Below are 17,216 nucleotides of genomic sequence, written 5' to 3'. Positions count from 1 at the left end.
GTACCACGGAGAACTTGTCCACCTCGGACCAAGCCTTCAGATACACACGACCCTGGTCGTCACGGTCGGTTTCAATCAGACCCATCAGGTCTGTGTAGTGTTTGAGGGCTTCTTCCAGATCGAGAACCCGGAGCTGGACGTGGCCGGGACGCATTACACCTTTTTTCATGACAGTTACCTCAACGCTGTTGTTTGCCTTACAAGTGCACCCTCAGGCAGAGGCATGCACTCGATGGTGAGATTCGTCAGCGGGTAGATCCGGCAAGCCAGAACCTCGCCTTTTTCAATGGCTTCCGGCGGAACATGAGCCTTACTCATCTTTCCGCACTCAAACTCGCCCTCAACCACCCTGATTTTGCAGTATCCGCAGCCACCGCCCCGGCAGCCCACGGGCACACACTTCACGCCTTGCTGCTCCATAGCCTTGAGCACGCTCTGACCAGCCTGGCAAGTGAAGTGGTCTCCTGTTGTGCGATTATAAACTTGGAGCCGGGCCACGGACCTCTCCTCTAATAAATACGGTTCATCTACAGGATAACTCTCCATTTACTCTACATATTCATCCAACATTAATAAAACTGCCCGCCACCAACGAAAATCCAGCTACCAAGCAACCATACGTTCTGGTCATTTTCCGGTTTCAAGGCTACCCACCCAAAAGGTAAAAACAGATCTTAGGCGGGCTTACAAGGCCGTTTAAACCGCCTCCAAGGTCCGTCGGGAGCCACCGCCTCGCGAGCCCCCCACCCATCGGTCGCCGGACCTAGAACACCCACTCAATCGGCGAGGACGAAGTCACCACCACGGATCTCAAGTAGCCGCATACCTCGCTGTTCAAATACACCGCCGTGGCTACTGGGGCTATACGTGATGGTACTCGTCACACCGACCAAGTCGTGGGTTTGCTCCAGGGAATCACGGATCGCACCGGGATCGGTACCGCCCGCGCGGCGGATCGCGTCCACAACCACCAGCAAAGCGTCATGACCATAGCCTGCGTGCATGTTCGGCTCTCGGTCATAACGATCCTGATAAAGTTTGCGGAACCTCATGGCGATCTCACGCACCGGGGTTCCCTGCGGCAGTTGCTCCGCTACTACCATCGCCGGCCCTGGAACCAGCACACCCTCGGCCGCCCGTCCCGCCAAACTAGCAAACTCGGGAGCAGCTTGAGAATGTAGAGAGTACAGTGGCACATCAATGTCTAGAGCCATGTAATTACGGGCAACAATGGCCGGTTGATTACCAGCATCAAGATTGATAACGGCCTGCACATCCGCGTTACTCCGAATGCGGGTTAATTGCGCAGTCATGTCCGAATCGCCCCTGGCATAGGTTTCGTCCATGACAACCTCGATGTTGTTTTTCTCCGCTTGATCCAAGTATGTAAGGCGTTCAGCACGACCAGCACCAGCATTGCTGGAAAGCAGTGCAATCTTGCTGACATTGTTCTTCTTCATATGCTCATAGGTAACTTGGGCAGCGACTAGGCCACTCTCGGGTATCGTGAATAACCATTTTTTTGTTGGATCGGTGGCAATAGATCCTCCGACCATCGCGACTTGCGGCACGTTGTGACGGGCCGCCAGCTTTTCCATCGCCATGGCATTGGCGGTAACGCTGGAACCAATGACAACACTCACGCGATCTTGGGTAAGCAGCCGCTGCATCATTGTCCGGGCTCGCTCCGGATTGCTGGCGTCATCATAAAGGATCAATTCCAACTGACGCCCAAGTACGCCGCCTTCCTGATTAACCTGATCGGCCATAAGCTCCAGTGCTTTCGATGCCGGGTCACCAAGGAAGGAAGCGGGGCCGGTGACCGACGTCACCACCCCTACGCGGACGGGATCTTTAGCCGTAGCCGGCATCGCGGCAAAACACAAGGTCGTGAGCAAAACCAAAGTGGCATGCCTGGGCCATTTGGTCAGGCTTGTAAGGAACTGTAATAGTTTCATTTCTTATTCTCCTTAAAGTCAGTTGCCTTTAAACTCGGTAGCTCGTTCGTAGTTCATTAAAACCACCATCGATGCTTCATGTTCCTAAGCGAATCAAACGTTCCCTCCATAAGCAGTAAGGCTCCATTAGACGGCACCTTATAAATAAAAGGTTCAGGCCTCTTCCATCGACCAGGGTACAAGGCTCGGATTCTCCAGAATCCAACTACGAATATCGTTTTTACGCAGCTTCGAAGAGAGGGTCTTGGGCAGCGATTCATCAACGAACAACACGAGCTTCGGGATTTCCGGCTTACCCAGCCGTCCCTCGCATACCTCCAACAACTTCGCTTGCGTCAGTTCCGAGTCCTCACGAGCCTTGACCACGGCGACCACCGCCTCGCCCCAGTCCGGATGGGGCACACCAACCACAGCGACTTCCTCCACATCCTCATGCAAGACCAGTACGGCTTCGACGCTGGACGGAAACACATTCACCGCACCGGTAATAATCATGAAGCTCTTTCGGTCAAGGAGATAGATATAACCATCTTCGTCCCTTCGGGCGATATCGTTCGTCCGCATCCAACCGTCACCCGGAAATACCTCCGCGGTCTTCTCGGGAAGGTTAAGGTATTCTTTCATGACCGGAACGCCGCGCACCCACAGCTCACCCGATTGATTGGGCGCCAACTCTGCCCCATCTTCGCTGCGAATGCTGGCTTCGAAGTGCACTCGACAACGACCGATAGACTTCAGCCGCTCGGAATCGCTCTCAAGTGCGTCCCGATAGTCCTTCGGTGTCATGTTTGTGACCCAAGCACCACCAGCTTCGGTCAATGTATAGGTTTGCGTAACGTCACAATCGAATGTGTCGATAATCTCGCGAATCAGCGACGGACTGGCAGGCGAAGAACCAAACAGAATCAACCGCAGGGACGAGAGGTCGTAATTACCCGAGGAATATTCTCGGGCCACCCAACGCATAATGGTCGGCACCATAAATACGGTTGTGACACGGTAGCGGGCGATGTCCTGCAAAAACTGAGTGAGCTCGAAGTCACCGTCAGGCAGCACATGAGTCATGCCGTTGGCAAGCCCCCAGAGATTCAAGACAACCACAATCCAGGCAGACGCACCGGGAACGTACCAAACATCATCGGTGGTAAATCCGGTAGTCACCACGTCCTGTATAATAGCGTCGTGCAAACCATAATGAGACAGCACCACGCCCTTGGGTAAGCCACTGGTGCCAGAAGTGTAGCTCACGAACAGCGCGTCATCCGGGGCGATAGCCGGGTACTGTGGCGCATTATCACGACCGCTCTCAACCACAGCTTCGTAATCCAGCTCCAGACCGTGATCGCCGCCATAGCCGACCACCAGGACCCCTGCCTTGACAAGCTCTGGCAGCAGCGGTTCGATCGTCTCCCGACAACGCGCCTGGACGATCACCGCTTTCGCATTGCTGTCCTTGAGAACGTGGCGCATCTCCTCCGCAGCGTAGCGCCAGTTGAGGCTTACTCGCACCGCACCAATCTTCATGCAGGCGAAGAAGTGTTCGTAGACCTCAATGGTCTCATGGGTCAGAATAGCGACGGTTTCACCTTGGCCAATCCCCAGTTGCTGCAACCCGGAGGCAAGCTGATCGGCACGCTGGTCCATCTGCGACCAGGTGGCTGAACGGTCGCCGCAATAGTAAGCGATCTTATTGGGAAAATTTCGCGCACATCGTGTAAGCAAATCGCGAGGTAACATTGTTATTTTTCCTCCTTACAGAATGTCCCTTAGAGGGACGGAGTCGACCCAGCTACGAATACGTTTAGATAATAAAGCCCAAAGTGGATAACGGCTCAGATCCGTGCACCAACATGACCTTCTTGAAGAACATCTTAAACTCACCGTCGGTGCCGACCCGCAGACGGTACTCCACCCTTCCGGGCCAGACTTCCATCTTGTGCGTAGACTGCGCACGGAGCTCATAGAGCACAAAATTGGCACCCACCCGATACTCACGAGCGCCTGACTTGACAGGCTCCTTCACCGCTTCAATCTCGATATTCGAGAGCACCCGACGCATAGGGGAGACCGGCAGCTGGGAGTGACGCATTCCGGTCTTGAGCTGAGCGATGCGGGTGGCCAACCGCTGACGGTTATCGGCCGTAACCGAAACTCGCAGACCACCTTCCTGATCACTGTCGCCGGCCGGCACCCAGTAGTACATGTCGTCATCGACCAAGGCTTCCCACGCCTCGTAGCGTGACTCATCCGCCAGGCGCGCCTCGAGATAGAGAAAGGCCTCAATCTGGCGCTGCTCATCATTTGATACTAATTGCATGTTGGTTCCTTCTTGGACGCTTGTTCGGTGGCAATTCGTCGCCTTTAACGGCTTATGACGTGCTGGTAGTGACGCCAAAAGCCCCGATTGGTCGTTTCGTCGGAGATATGTCCGACGATCGAGCCGTCCTCACGTAGTTCTTCGCGCTCCTCGCCGCGGCTGAGATCCAGCCATGCCTGGCCTCCGGCCAGCGCCATCTGCTGACGCTCAGCGATAACCGCATCGTCAGCCAACAAGAACGCTGAAGGCCCCATCGCCGCCTCCGACTGACGCAGAATGCGCTCATTAAGAGCGTCGGAGACATCCCCAAGCAACAAAGGCGTGTGCCATTGAACACATTCGTTGGGACCGGCGGGCTGAATCATGGCGATATTCATTTCACCCAAGAACAGGTTCGGGAAGATCATCGTGTGAGGCGGACCCGCGCGCAAGACCTCGTGAGCGCGATCATAACCGTAAGCCTCTTCTAACTGCTTCACGTAGTCCGGGAAGCGGGAGGCATCCGGAAGACCCAGCCACTGACCCTCATCGGTGTAGCTCGGAGCAAAATTCAGCTCAGTGTGGCCCTTACCCCAGTCGATGGTTTGGGACTTGAGGTCATCCTCGGAGACCATTGTGGCTTCGTCATAATGCGAAGGAATCACTTTGGCAAAGGAGGCGTGCACGTAGTTGACGTGATACCCGTCGGTGTCGTTCTCTGGCAACATCTTCCAGTTCGCAGCAAACTTTTGCTTTACCCAGCCAGCGGTCAGCCGCAGATCCCCGGAAGGGGACATCTCGACGGCGCGGTCTAGGGCATCGGTAGCGTTACCAAGGTGATCTGACAGACTGCCGGCTTCCGCATTGAAGCTTGCGAACACAAACCCTCGATAGCTCTCCACCAACGGCAGCACCTGCAGGCCGAAGCCCTCTCGCTCCTGGGTAAAACCTTTCGGGTACGGTACATCTAAAAGACTACCGTCCAGACCGTAGACCCAACCGTGGTACGGACACATGAAGTTTTTCGCCTTACCTCGCTGCTCACTGCACACCAGGTTGCCACGGTGGGCACAGCGGTTCTTCAACACCAACGGCTCTCCCTTTTTGTCACGCACCAGAAGAACCGGCTCTTCGCCGATCGTACGACGGACAAAATTGCCTTTTTCCGGGATCTCCGACTCGTGACCAACGTACACCCAACCGCCGTAAAAAATTCGCTCCAGTTCGTCTCGATAAACCGCCGAACTTGTGTAGAGCGAGCCGTGAATGCGATCTCTGCGGATCAGATCGTGATAGTCAGGCGCCTCGTCAATATTGATCGTGGGAATTGATGATGACATAACCTTCTCCAACTTTAATCTCAGTTTATCAAGCAAGCACTTGGTTCAAACTTAAGCAGCAACTTCACCTTCAGTCAACTATGATATTCCTTGACCTCGAATTAACTTAAAGTCTAGAAACGGCAAACCATACTGTCTAATACTATTTTAATAACATTATGATACCTTTTAGGTATATTGATGGAGTATGAAGGTATGAATCTCCAGCGCTTGTGCAACGCTCTTCACACTCCGGTGGGACTGGTGACCCCACTCAACGGCTTTGACTTTGAACTCGGTGGTGTACTTCTCGGTTTTTGCCAGTCTTGATAGCAGGCATCGGTTTTCTCCTTCGTCGATGGACCGTGGTAAGTCCAATCATAGGCTAGGAGTGTCTAGGTAAGTCCAATCGGCCAAGAAGCCGTAGATCGGCGCCTCCACACCATCCGGACCATCTTGGCTCAGGAAGTCAGGGCCATCTTCATGCCCACAATCTTGTTACCATGAGCTTCCTTGCGACGGCGAATTTCCCACTGCACCCAGAAGTTTCAGTCGATGAGAACGAAGCCGCCATTGCGAATCTCGACTATCCGCATACCGCTCTCCTTGTATAAACCGCCGTGGTTATCTGGACCGTAAGTGTAACTTCTACTCACACCGACTAAATCGCGTGTCTGCTCCAAGGAATCACGGATCGCGGCGGGATCGGTACTGCCCGCCCTGCGGATCGCATCCACCAACAGCAGAAGAGCGTCATGGGCATAGCCTGCGAAAGTGTTCGGCTCACTGCCGTAACGATCCTGGTAGAGTTTACGGAACGCCATTCCTAAATCTCGCTCCGTCGACCCCTTCGGCAGTTGTTCCGCTACGAGCATGGCTGGCGAAGGAATGCGCATCCCCTCGGCAGCCGGTCCAGCCAGCGCAGGGAACTCGGGGGCAGCCAATCCATGGGTAGAATACAGTGGAACTTCGATGCCTAAGGCCGCGTGATTACGAGCAATGATCGCCGGCTCATTGCCGACGTCGAGAAGGATGATAGCCTCTACTTCCGCGTTACCGCGAATGCGGGTAAGTTGCGCGGTCATGTCTGAATCGCCCTCGGCGAAGGTTTCGTCCATGACAACCTCTATGCGGTCGTATTTCTCCGCCGATTCCAAGTATGTTTGTCGTGCGGAACGGCCAAAACCTGCTGTACTGGAAAGCAACGCAACCTTTCTAATGCCATTTTTCACCATATGGTCATAGGTCTCATTGGCAACCAACTCCTCGCTTTCGGGAACGGCAAACAGCCATTTTCTAACTGGAGAAACAACAACACGCGATCCTGCCTGGCTAATCATAAGTATGCCGTGGCGGGCCGCCAACGGCTCCATCGCTAAGGTGGTGGGGGTCAGGCTGGCGCCAATAACGGCACTCACACGGTCCTGGGTAAGTAGCCGTTGCATCATGGTCCGGGCTCGCTCGGGGTTGGTCGCATCATCATAGAGAATCAGTTCCAGCTCGCGCCCAAGTACACCGCCTTCCTGATTGATCTGGTCGACCATCAGTTCCAAAGTATTTCCCTGAGGGCCGCCTATATAAGACGCGGGACCCGTGAGGGATTTTACCGCCCCTATGCGAATCGGATCTTCGGCCATCGCTGGCATCGCGGCAAAACTCAAGATCGTGATCAACACCAAGATGGCACGCCTAGGCCATCTGGTCAGGCTTGTAAGGAACTGTAATAGTTTCATTTCTTATTCTCCTTAAAGTCAGCTGCCTTTAAACTCGGTAGCTCGTTCGTAGTTCATTAAAACCACCATCGATGCTTCATGTTCCTAAGCGAATCAAACGTTCCCTCCATAAGCAGTAAGGCTCCATTAGACGGCACCTTATAAATAAAAGGTTCAGGCCTCTTCCATCGACCAGGGTACAAGGCTCGGATTCTCCAGAATCCAACTACGAATATCGTTTTTACGCAGCTTCGAAGAGAGAGTCTTGGGCAGCGCTTCATCAACGAACAACACGAGCTTCGGGATTTCCGGCTTACCCAGCCGTCCCTCGCATACCTCCAATAACTTCGCTTGCGTCAACTCCGAGTCCTCACGCGCCTTGACCACGGCGACCACCGCCTCGCCCCAGTCCGGATGGGGCACGCCGACCACAGCAACTTCCTCTACATCCTCATGCAGGCCCAATACGGCATCGACGTTGGACGGAAACACATTCACCGCACCGGTAATGATCAAGAAGTTCTTACGGTCAAGGAGATAGATATAACCATCTTCGTCCCTTCGGGCGATGTCGTTCGTCCGCATCCAACCGTCACCCGGAAACACCTCCGCCGTCTTCTCGGGAAGGTTAAGGTATTCCTTCATGACCGGAACGCCGCGCACCCACAGCTCACCCGATTCATTGGGTGCCAACTCTGCCCCATCTTCGCTGCGAATGCTGGCCTCAAAGTGTGCGCTACAACGGCCGACAGACTTCAGCCGATCGGAATCAACCGTTAACGCCTCTCGGTAGTCCTTCGGGGTCATAACAGTAACTATAGGTCCGGTGCTTTCGGTCAGGCCGTACATTTGAATCAGATCGCAACCAAACGCCTCACTGGCATTTCGGATCAGCGCCGGACTGGCGGGTGAGGAACCAAATACGATCGCCCGCATGGACGATAAGTCGTACTTACCCCTTCGGTATTCATCAATCACTCGACGCATCATGGTCGGCACCACCAGCGGCACCGTGACCTGATAGCGGGCGATGTCATGGAGGAACTGGGTGACTTCGAAGTCTCCATCGGGCAGGACATGGGTCATGCCGTTCGCCAGACCCCAGAGATCCAGAACAACTACGACCCAGGCCGAGGCCGCGGGAACATACCAGACATCATCCGGAGCGAAGCCAATGGACACCACCGAGGTATGAATGTTCGCGTACAGACCCTCGTGGGTCAGCACCACGCCCTTGGGTAAGCCACTGGTGCCGGAGGTGTAGCTGATGAACAGCGCGTCATCCGGAGCGATAGTCGGGCACTGTGGCGCATTAGCACGACCGTTCTCAACCACAGCTTCGTAATCCAGCTCCAGACCGTGATCGCCGCCATAGCCGACCACCAGGATCCCTGCCTTGACAAGCTCTGGCAGCAACGGTTCGATCGTCTCCCGACAACGCGCCTGGACGATCACCGCCTTCGCATTGCTGTCCTTGAGAACGTGGCGCATTTCCTCCGCAGCGTAGCGCCAATTGAGGCCTACTCGCACCGCACCAATCTTCATGCAGGCGAAGAAGTGTTCGTAGACCTCAATGGTCTCATGGGTCAGAATAGCGACGGTATCGCCCTGGCTAATCCCCAGTTGCTGCAGCCCGGCGGCAAGCTGATCGGCACGCTGGTCCATCTGCGACCAAGTGGCTGAACGGTCACCGCAATAGTAAGCGATCTTGTTGGGAAAATTTTGCGCACAGCGTGTAAGCAAATCGCGAGGTAACATTGTTATTTTTCCTCCTTAATAGAACGTCCCTTAGAGGGACGGTGCCGATCCGCAGACGGTACTCCACCCCTCCGGGCCAGACTTCCAGCTTGTGGGTAGACTGCGCACGAAGCTCATAGAGCACGAAATTGGCCCCCACCCGATACTCACGAGCGCCTGACTTGACAGGCTCCTAGACCGCTTCAATCTCGATGTCCGAGAGCACTCGGCGCATGGTGGAGATCGGCATCACATCATGAGTCAACTTGGCGAGCCGCTTCTCTGCACTGACCCGAAAACTTATCAATGCTTTTTTTGGCGTGCAATCGCCGAAACACCATTGAGTAAATTGCTAATATTTCAGTAGACCAAAAAACGGAATATGCCAATAAATTCTCATAAGCAACGGACTAAAAGAATCTGTCAAAATGAACTTGCTCTTGGCTCACACCTTCTTCTAACACTAGCGCACGTTGAGTCGCTTGGACCATCGGCGGCGGCCCGGCCAAATAACACTCGCGATTCGCAAGCTGCCCCTTAATCTGGCGCTGAACCAACTCGTGAATAAACCCACGCTCCCCCCTCCAATCAGGCCCTACATCTGGGTCTGATACAGCGCAGTGGTAGGTAACGTGGGCCCCAGCCCCTCCCGAAAGCCCCGCCAGCTCTGACTGCCCACAAAGATCCTCTGGACGACGCCCACCGAAGAAAAAGTCTAGCCGCCGACCGGCCATAGCCGGATCACTGGCTGCGGACCGGGCAATAGACAGCATAGGAGAAATGCCAGAACCACCAGCAATACAAACCAGATCCCGTGGACTGTCTGGACGCAGATGCGCCATCCCATAGGGTCCATCGAGAGTAATGTGATCCCCCCTACGCAGCTCTTCAAACAGGACGGTTGTGCCAGCGCCACCCGCGACCCGCCGTACCCAGAATGCCCATTCACCATCCTGATTGGGCAGATTACTCATAGAGTAGGCGCGTGGTGCGCCGACGCCCGGGAGGTGTAGCAGAGCGTACTGCCCCGGAAGAAAAACCGCTTCTCTCGCAGCCTGGAAGCGGAACTCGACGATATCTTCTGTTACTGCACGCCGTTCGAGTAGAATCAAGCTTTGCCTTCCCGCAGGAACCGGCAGCTGAAATTCCGGAGCCGTATGCATCTTGATCCGCAAGTCGGTGAGGGCTCGACTCTGGCAAGCCAATCGCCGGTTTTTCTTGATATCCCGAGCACTCAGTCCCGGAGCCTCAGCCCACAAGGTTTCTACTTCGCCTTCAAGCAACTCAAACTTGCAGCTCCCGCAGCCACCCGAATTGCACTCATAGGAAAGCCCGAGCCCGGACGCCAGCCCGGCCCGCAGGACACAGTCGTCGGTGTCATTCTGCTGAAATTGCTCACCGGCGTTGTCAATTTTGATTAGCGGCATAAAATAAAACCTCCTCACTAGTCGGTGGTCAGCCCTCCGGGAGCTCTCCATGTTCCAGGTCCACGTAAACCGTGCCGTCCTCGACAACCACCGGGTAGGTTTTCAAGGGAAGCACACAAGGAAAAGACAGGGCTTCGCCAGTACGCACATCAAAGGTGCCAGCATGGAAAGGACACTCAACCACGCCATCCTCTTCAACCTCACCGTCTGCCAGTGAAGCATTGCCATGAGTACAGGTATCATCAGTAGCGTAGAATTCACCATCTAGCCGATAGACAGCCACTGGCCGAAGGCCGGGCGGTTCAATCTTGAGAACATCGCAGTCTTCCATGTCGGTAACCTTGCAAACACGGTAGTGTTTCAGCTCCGATTCTTGTCCCATTTTTCAACCTCGTCTTTACGTCTGTTATCGAAAACCGCACCCAAACAACGAGTAGGGGTGCGACAAAAGCTGTCTCAGCCACACGAAATTGCCTCAAAATAATCGCAGCGGCACGATAATAGCTGGAACTGTATTTAAAGCAATCGCTTGGTCAAATCTTGAAACGAAACCTTCTTCCTTCCATCCCCTAGATAATCAACTCCCGCACAGAACTAACGTTTGGATTTGCCTAGCAAGCACCCTGACTGCCTCTGGAGACCTATCAACTTTGCACCTGCCGGTCCAGTTCAGGCCACCGACGCAAAAACGGTACAAGGTATTCTTTGGTATCCGCAACAATCCGATTTCGTCGAGCTCATCCATTATCTCCCACCAGACCTGGCGATAGGACTCATTTAATTGTCGTAGGGGACCAAGTAATTCCGCGGGGATGTGCTTCCACTCGCGATTCGCCACCTGATGCGCGTAACGTGACTCCTCTGAAAACAAGAGTGCTAAATGCGTTCTTACTAGCGCCTCAAAGCGATCACGGGGATCAGGAGGGGCATCGGCCAATACTTGGCGGACCACTTTCTCACCGTGGCTCATCGCATCAGTAATTACCGCTGCCAAAATATGGGCCTTGGTGGGAAAGTAGTAGAAGATAGAACCGTTGAGTATGCCGACCGCGGTGCCTATATCGCGTGCGGTTGTCTTGGAGTATCCCTTTTCGTTGAACAGCTTGGCAGCTTCTCTCAGGATCCTATCCCGCCGTGAATACCGAGCTTTTGGGTAAAGTGCCGCAACCATTTCTAATTCTGACATAGCCCTTTGTCACCAACGTATTGAATAAATACCAACTATAACAAACCACAACCGTTCAGACTCCCGGCACTACCCTATACCCTGCCAGGATGAGAAGACGACCAGAAGATTTAAATGCCAAGGTATGCACGCTTAACGTCTTCGTTGTTGCGCAGCACCCGCCCCTCCCCTGAGTGGGTAATTTCTCCGGACTCCAGCACGTAGCCGATGTCCGCCAAGGCCAGCACCGCAGCCGCATTTTGCTCTACTATTAGTATTGTCATCCCTTCCTGCTGGAGGCGCTTTATGACTTCAAAGACTTCGGAAACCAAGAGCGGTGAAAGGCCCATACTCGGCTCATCCAGCAGCATCAGTCGAGGTTTCGCCATCATGGCACGACCAATGGCCAGCATCTGCTGCTGCCCTCCAGACAATGTACCGGCGGGCACCTTGCGTTTATCCCGCAATACCGGAAAAATGTCGTAAATGCGGTCGATTTCACGGCGTACCGCAGCTCGTTCATTCGTCCGGCTGTAGGCACCCAGCGCGAGATTGTCCTCCACGCTTAACGTCGCAAACACTTGCCGACCTTCCGGAACATGAGCGATACCTGCGGCTACGCGTTGTGCCGGCTTGATTTTCGACAGATCGCGGCCTTCAAAAAGCATGCGCCCATCACTGGAGGCCTGTAGTCCCGAGATGGTGCGAAGTAAAGTCGTCTTCCCGGCACCATTACTGCCAACCAGCGCAACTAGTTGACCCTTGCCGACCTGCATCGATACGCCGCGTAAAGCTGCGATGCGACCATAGTGAGCACTCACACCTCGCAACTCCAGCAAAGGCTCAGCATCGGCCTTAACTCGTGTGACGGAAGTGCCCCCCAATCCCAACGGTGGTTGGGCCAGCACTGTAATACGCGAGCGCAATACTGCGTACTTCTCGTGCGTATGCTCGCCAAACACGGGATCTCTGTTATCGGCGAAGGCGTCCTCAATCTCCCGCCAATCCGCCTCTATCAGATGCTCGCGCGCCAGCGGAAACAATTCACCCTCCTCCTGCCGCATATGCTTGCGCTGGAAATCAATGTAATCCTCGGCTGCCTCGGCAAAAGCTTTCAGTTCGGGATTCCCATCGATCAGCACCGCTCTTAAGCGCCCCAAACGCTCCGCCTCTTGTTCGTGCTGCCCCTGAAGGTCCTCTATCAGATCGCGTGTAACTTCACTGCGCGCGGCTAACGCGGAAAACAGGTACTTGTCCTCCTTGGGATGGTGCACCTGATCAATAAAGGTCTCGAGGTATTCGAGCACCAAGTTCACCAACCCCCACTCGGGCGCGTCACCGCGTCGCGCCGCGTTGGTGCTTTCTTCAAGGACATTAAGGATCTGCCACATGCTGCGGTGTTCGGCCTGAATTTTCTCTAATGCTTTAATCATCTTTTGTCCAACCTCATCGGCTTACTTATTATACGGCGCTGCCCAGATAGGCTGTCACGACATCCGGGTTGGATCGCACCTCAGAGGGCTTCCCTTCGGCCAGCATCTGGCCGTAATTCATCACTAAGATATGCTGAGATATGCTCATCACTAACTTCATATCGTGTTCAACCAACACTATAGTCAGACCTGCATCGCTAAGCTTCTCAATCAGTCCGGTAAGATCCGCCTTTTCCGTCGCCCCCAAGCCCGCTGCCGGCTCATCGAGCAACAACAACTTCGGTTCGCAGGCCAAAGCTCGAGCTACCTCCAGACGCTTGAGCGCGCCATACGGCATTGCCCCAGGATCGTCGTTGAGATAGTCCGCCAGACCCACATATTCCATAAGCTCGGCGGCCCTGCCACGTGCTTCTCGCTCGCCGTCTCGGATGCGGGGCAACCGTAATGCGGCCGGCAACAACCGACCATCCAGATGGAGGTGCCGTCCCAACATGACGTTCTCCACCGCAGTCATGTGCATGCACACCTGTGGGGTTTGGAACGTACGCCCCAGACCCGCCATAACCCGCGCATGAACTGACTTACCCACCAGGCTGTCATCAAATAGGCGAACTTCGCCCTGTGTCGGTTGATAGATCCCGGTAATCAGATTTAACAGCGTGGTCTTGCCGGCACCATTAGGACCGATAATGGAATGTATTGAGCCTGGTGTGACACTGAAAGACAAACCGTCGATCGCATGCACACCACCAAACTCTTTAGACAGTGAAATTACTTCAAGGGCACTCATCGTTTAATCCTCCGCCACAAATTCATTAGCGAAGGTTGGAGGCCCCGTGGCATGAACAGCATCACACTAATGAGAATGAGCCCGAAAACCAGCGTTTCGTATTCCTCTACGACCGTCAACACCTGTGGTAACAACGTAATTACCGCGGCACCGAGGATCGCCCCAACTACCGAACCAATGCCGCCGATGAGCACCATTAACACCAGCTCGATAGAATGCATGAAATCAGCAAGCGACGGCGAAATAAAGCCGGCGTATAGGGCGAGAAACCCGCCCATTAAAGCAGCGATCACCGCCGAAAGCGTAAACACCAAGAGTTTAGTCCATGGCACATTTATGCCTACGGAGCCAGCAACCGCTTCGGGCCCCTCCAGTGCACGCAATGCTCGACCCAAGGGAGCGTTGATCAGGTTCGTCGACAACCAAAAAACCAACACCAGCATAACAGCGACCAGCCAGTACCAGTCTGCGGGATCCATCAGGCGGACCCCGAACAATTCCAGCACTGGAGCAGCCATACCGTCAGGGCCGCCGGTAAGCCAAACTTCATTGCTGATCACCAGATAGATAATCATACCAAGGCCCAACGTGCCGAGGGCAAGATAGTAGCCTTTTAGGCGCAGGATTGGTCGTCCCACCACAAAAGCGATCAGTCCGGCACCGGTCGCACTACTCAAAAGAGCCAAGGGAACAGGCCAGCCATAACGCGACGACAAGATGGCCGTACCGTAGGCGCCCAGAGCAACGAAGCCTGCATGGCCTAAGCTCACCTGTCCAGCATAACCCATGAGTAAATTCAGACTTATAGCGATCGTGGCATTAATTCCGACCAGTACCGCCAAATGATAATGGAAGCCGGACTTTAGCACCAAGGGCAGACATACCAGAAAAACAGCCAGCACCGCGACATTGGTGATCGGCCAACGAAAAATATTCCCAGCGGTCAGACGTTGGTGCTCATTGGTACCGCTAGACATCCCAATAGAGGAACCCTTTCGTTTAACTTCAATATTCGACATCAGACCCGCTCCCCTGACATGCCACCGAAAATTCCACGGGGCATAAAGATCAGAATTAATACAATCAATAAATAGGCGATAGCGTTTTTATAATCCGACGACCCGTAGCCAGCCATCATGGACTCGGCTACACCCAAAAATAAGCCGCCAACCAAGGCTCCGCGAAAACTCCCCAGCCCACCAAGCACAGCTGCTACGAACCCCTTCAATCCCAAGATCAGACCTGCGGCCGAATGAGTAAAGGCAATTGGCGCGATCAACACACCCGCCACGGCCCCCAGTAACCCGGCCAAACCAAAAGTGACCAGTTGCATCCGTCTGGTGTTGATGCCCATAAGGGTGGCCGCATCGCGATCCAGAGAGGTAGCAAGAATGGCCTTACCAGTCAGGCTACGGGTAAAGAAATAGGCCAACAGGATGAGGACTACAGCAGTCATGCCAATAACCCACAAACTTTGAGGTACAATCGTGACGCCACCTAAGCGAATGACCTCGTTACCGCTGAAAGTGGGCAACGAATAGAAACCTTGGCCCCACACCAGTTCCGCGGCGCCACGCAACACCAAGCCAACGCCCAGAGTGATAATCACCAATGCCAACGGTCCCGCTTCCCCGGCAGGTTCAATGGTAAATTTGAACATCAGCAAACCAGCAAGACCGCCCGCCAACACGCCACCCAGCAACGCGACCGGCAAAGGCAGGCCAATGCTCAGCAGAGCGACCGCCGACATGCCACCAAGCATTTGCAAATCTCCCTGAGCAAAGTTCACCACGTGACTCGCGTTGTGGACAAGGACGATACCCAAGCCAATCAGCCCGTACATGGATCCGATGGTTAGGCCAGTAACCAAATACTGAAAGAACTCTGACATAACGTTTACTTTCCTACGTTGTTATTATGGCTTTAACCTTGGAGCCTCGGTCGTCGCGACGACCGAGGCTCCAAATATCGACCGCCGCGACGGCGTTTACTTTGTACGGCGGACCGGTATTTTATACGTACATCAGGCCCCGAAGTTGTACTTGGCAGAAAACTGAAGCCGAGTCTGTTTGCCATCAGTACCATCAACGAGTTCCCGCTGACCATGCTTCACCTCAGCGCCGACGGTGACTGACTTAGTCGGAGAGTACAAAAGATTGATCAAACCACTCCACGACTTATCAGAGAGCTTATCACCTTCAAGATCCGCTTTTTCCATGCCAAAACCGATGTTAGTTCTCCACCGTGTATTGAGTTTGTGGGCGAGACCCACATTAAGCGATACATGGTCTACGGCCTCCATCTCAGAACCGTCGTCTGCCACTACAACATCCGGGGCAAACCCTAAACCCGAATAACGCCCTGTGCCACTCCCGCCAAAAGCCATGAATTTCAGTTCCGTAGCGCCACCTAGCGCCACGTTGCCGGCCACACCAACGCCGTAACCTGTTTCTGTCTCATCTATGGTAGGAGTGGACGAAGCGCCAAAATTACTCACTCTGCCATCGACTTCAAGCTGACGAAGAACGCCTATAAGCGCAAGCTGGGCATTACCCGCCTTAAACGAATAACGGGTCACTACATCAGGGAGGAGACCATCACCGAACTCACTCTTCAAAGAGGCCAACGATGTATCAGATCCATTAACCTGAGCGGTTGTTGTAGGGCTTTCAAACGCAATCGCGAAAGGCCCGTTTGTATAACGGATTTGAGGCTGGCGCGGCGTGAACATACCCTCGCTTAATGCAAAGAAATTCAAAGACTCCAAGATGGCTGGCCCGAATAACCCGGTGCTCCAGGTCTGCCCAAAGCCCCAAGCGCCGTATTGGAAGTACGCATGACGCAAGTTCACCGCAGCCCGGTTGGTACCCGATGTACCGTTTAACATTTCCCGACCCGGGCCAAAGTCCATCTCAATTAGTCCCCTTAAAGGGGTTCCTGTGCCCAAGTCCGTATTCGTCTTGAATGAAAAGCGCGACTCTTTAGCATGCATCGTCAGGCTTTCCTCAGAGTCCTGACCACCCACCGGCGTGGCACCAGGGATATACATGTCACGTAATTGGTCAGCGATAAAATCGCCATCGCTGGTTCGAACCCCAATTGTGTCAAACTTGATATAACCATCCATCGTGATGGTCGTGTTACCCGCCTTAAAGCCGTCTTCCTGCGCCATCACACGGGCCGAGGTGAGCATTCCTACACAACTTGCGGCTAAAACACCGGTTACCAAAACCTTAGACATAAACATAGATTTTTCCTTTGTACTTGTTGTTTATCATGTAAATGACTTACTTTTTTTCTTTTTTACCTTTTTTTACCTTTTTTACCCCCTTTCCCTCAGCAGCTGGCGCCGCTCAACACAAAAATGACCGCATCCGCT

General features: G+C 54.0%; 17 protein-coding genes and 1 pseudogene. All 18 read right to left on the bottom strand.

All coding sequences use genetic code 11. The features are described 5' to 3' along the window. Positions 1-169 (bottom strand): VOC family protein (locus tag AC0B60_RS19955; RefSeq protein ID WP_465087623.1); only part of this gene is annotated, 169 nt, incomplete at its 3' end. Between the two features lie 5 nt (positions 170-174). Beyond that, positions 175-498, bottom strand: a complete 324-nt coding sequence (locus AC0B60_RS19950) for a 2Fe-2S iron-sulfur cluster-binding protein (RefSeq protein ID WP_465087621.1) — start codon at positions 496-498, stop codon at positions 175-177. Between the two features lie 278 nt (positions 499-776). Next, positions 777-1,958: an ABC transporter substrate-binding protein gene (locus AC0B60_RS19945; RefSeq protein ID WP_465087620.1), complete on the bottom strand. Its 1,182-nt coding sequence runs from the start codon at positions 1,956-1,958 to the stop codon at positions 777-779. 153 nt (positions 1,959-2,111) lie between these two features. Beyond that, complete coding sequence (locus AC0B60_RS19940; protein WP_465087619.1) at positions 2,112-3,695, bottom strand: class I adenylate-forming enzyme family protein; 1,584 nt, start codon at positions 3,693-3,695, stop codon at positions 2,112-2,114. Positions 3,696-3,759: 64 nt separating this feature from the next. Next, positions 3,760-4,275 carry an aromatic-ring-hydroxylating dioxygenase subunit beta gene (locus AC0B60_RS19935; RefSeq protein ID WP_465087601.1) on the bottom strand — a complete coding sequence of 172 codons (516 nt, stop codon included), beginning with the start codon at positions 4,273-4,275 and terminating at the stop codon, positions 3,760-3,762. Positions 4,276-4,319: 44 nt separating this feature from the next. Then, positions 4,320-5,594 (bottom strand): aromatic ring-hydroxylating oxygenase subunit alpha, encoded by a 1,275-nt coding sequence (locus AC0B60_RS19930; protein ID WP_465087618.1) that lies wholly within the window; start codon positions 5,592-5,594, stop codon positions 4,320-4,322. A 168-nt stretch (positions 5,595-5,762) separates the two neighbouring features. After that, positions 5,763-5,951 (bottom strand): transposase, encoded by a 189-nt coding sequence (locus AC0B60_RS19925; protein WP_465087617.1) that lies wholly within the window; start codon positions 5,949-5,951, stop codon positions 5,763-5,765. 27 nt (positions 5,952-5,978) lie between these two features. Then, positions 5,979-6,112: pseudogene (locus tag AC0B60_RS19920) on the bottom strand (4-oxalocrotonate decarboxylase); the annotation flags it as partial. 9 nt (positions 6,113-6,121) lie between these two features. Next, positions 6,122-7,306 carry an ABC transporter substrate-binding protein gene (locus AC0B60_RS19915; protein ID WP_465087616.1) on the bottom strand — a complete coding sequence of 395 codons (1,185 nt, stop codon included), beginning with the start codon at positions 7,304-7,306 and terminating at the stop codon, positions 6,122-6,124. Positions 7,307-7,459: 153 nt separating this feature from the next. After that, positions 7,460-9,043 carry a class I adenylate-forming enzyme family protein gene (locus AC0B60_RS19910; protein WP_465087615.1) on the bottom strand — a complete coding sequence of 528 codons (1,584 nt, stop codon included), beginning with the start codon at positions 9,041-9,043 and terminating at the stop codon, positions 7,460-7,462. Between the two features lie 389 nt (positions 9,044-9,432). Continuing rightward, positions 9,433-10,449, bottom strand: coding sequence for a 2Fe-2S iron-sulfur cluster-binding protein (locus tag AC0B60_RS19905; protein WP_465087614.1), 1,017 nt, complete (start codon positions 10,447-10,449; stop codon positions 9,433-9,435). 28 nt (positions 10,450-10,477) lie between these two features. Then, positions 10,478-10,831: a bifunctional 3-phenylpropionate/cinnamic acid dioxygenase ferredoxin subunit gene (locus AC0B60_RS19900; protein WP_465087613.1), complete on the bottom strand. Its 354-nt coding sequence runs from the start codon at positions 10,829-10,831 to the stop codon at positions 10,478-10,480. Between the two features lie 195 nt (positions 10,832-11,026). Continuing rightward, complete coding sequence (locus AC0B60_RS19895; protein ID WP_465087612.1) at positions 11,027-11,635, bottom strand: TetR/AcrR family transcriptional regulator; 609 nt, start codon at positions 11,633-11,635, stop codon at positions 11,027-11,029. Between the two features lie 110 nt (positions 11,636-11,745). Beyond that, entirely contained in the window at positions 11,746-13,047 is a 1,302-nt protein-coding gene (locus AC0B60_RS19890) for an ATP-binding cassette domain-containing protein (protein ID WP_465087611.1), read from the bottom strand. Between the two features lie 28 nt (positions 13,048-13,075). Next, positions 13,076-13,837 carry an ABC transporter ATP-binding protein gene (locus tag AC0B60_RS19885; protein WP_465087610.1) on the bottom strand — a complete coding sequence of 254 codons (762 nt, stop codon included), beginning with the start codon at positions 13,835-13,837 and terminating at the stop codon, positions 13,076-13,078. Then, entirely contained in the window at positions 13,834-14,856 is a 1,023-nt protein-coding gene (locus AC0B60_RS19880; protein ID WP_465087609.1) for a branched-chain amino acid ABC transporter permease, read from the bottom strand. Before AC0B60_RS19880 ends, AC0B60_RS19885 begins: the two co-directional genes overlap by 4 nt. Then, entirely contained in the window at positions 14,856-15,728 is an 873-nt protein-coding gene (locus tag AC0B60_RS19875; RefSeq protein ID WP_465087608.1) for a branched-chain amino acid ABC transporter permease, read from the bottom strand. The genes AC0B60_RS19880 and AC0B60_RS19875 overlap by 1 nt, the downstream gene beginning before the upstream one ends. 132 nt (positions 15,729-15,860) lie before the next feature. Next, positions 15,861-17,084 (bottom strand): DcaP family trimeric outer membrane transporter, encoded by a 1,224-nt coding sequence (locus tag AC0B60_RS19870; protein WP_465087607.1) that lies wholly within the window; start codon positions 17,082-17,084, stop codon positions 15,861-15,863. Positions 17,085-17,216: the final 132 nt, after the last annotated feature.

The organism is Marinobacter sp. V34 (assembly GCF_055524115.1).
The sequence above is the reverse complement of the archived record's forward strand: the minus strand, read 5'-3'. Positions and strand labels throughout refer to the sequence as shown.

Coding starts and splice junctions, on each gene's coding strand:
- AC0B60_RS19930 (WP_465087618.1), bottom strand. CDS start 5,594: ATGTCATCATCAATTCCCACGATCAATATTGACGAGGCGCCTGACTAT.
- AC0B60_RS19895 (WP_465087612.1), bottom strand. CDS start 11,635: ATGTCAGAATTAGAAATGGTTGCGGCACTTTACCCAAAAGCTCGGTAT.
- AC0B60_RS19870 (WP_465087607.1), bottom strand. CDS start 17,084: ATGTTTATGTCTAAGGTTTTGGTAACCGGTGTTTTAGCCGCAAGTTGT.
- AC0B60_RS19915 (WP_465087616.1), bottom strand. CDS start 7,306: ATGAAACTATTACAGTTCCTTACAAGCCTGACCAGATGGCCTAGGCGT.
- AC0B60_RS19880 (WP_465087609.1), bottom strand. CDS start 14,856: ATGTCGAATATTGAAGTTAAACGAAAGGGTTCCTCTATTGGGATGTCT.
- AC0B60_RS19910 (WP_465087615.1), bottom strand. CDS start 9,043: ATGTTACCTCGCGATTTGCTTACACGCTGTGCGCAAAATTTTCCCAAC.
- AC0B60_RS19890 (WP_465087611.1), bottom strand. CDS start 13,047: ATGATTAAAGCATTAGAGAAAATTCAGGCCGAACACCGCAGCATGTGG.
- AC0B60_RS19940 (WP_465087619.1), bottom strand. CDS start 3,695: ATGTTACCTCGCGATTTGCTTACACGATGTGCGCGAAATTTTCCCAAT.
- AC0B60_RS19885 (WP_465087610.1), bottom strand. CDS start 13,837: ATGAGTGCCCTTGAAGTAATTTCACTGTCTAAAGAGTTTGGTGGTGTG.
- AC0B60_RS19945 (WP_465087620.1), bottom strand. CDS start 1,958: ATGAAACTATTACAGTTCCTTACAAGCCTGACCAAATGGCCCAGGCAT.
- AC0B60_RS19905 (WP_465087614.1), bottom strand. CDS start 10,449: ATGCCGCTAATCAAAATTGACAACGCCGGTGAGCAATTTCAGCAGAAT.
- AC0B60_RS19935 (WP_465087601.1), bottom strand. CDS start 4,275: ATGCAATTAGTATCAAATGATGAGCAGCGCCAGATTGAGGCCTTTCTC.
- AC0B60_RS19875 (WP_465087608.1), bottom strand. CDS start 15,728: ATGTCAGAGTTCTTTCAGTATTTGGTTACTGGCCTAACCATCGGATCC.
- AC0B60_RS19900 (WP_465087613.1), bottom strand. CDS start 10,831: ATGGGACAAGAATCGGAGCTGAAACACTACCGTGTTTGCAAGGTTACC.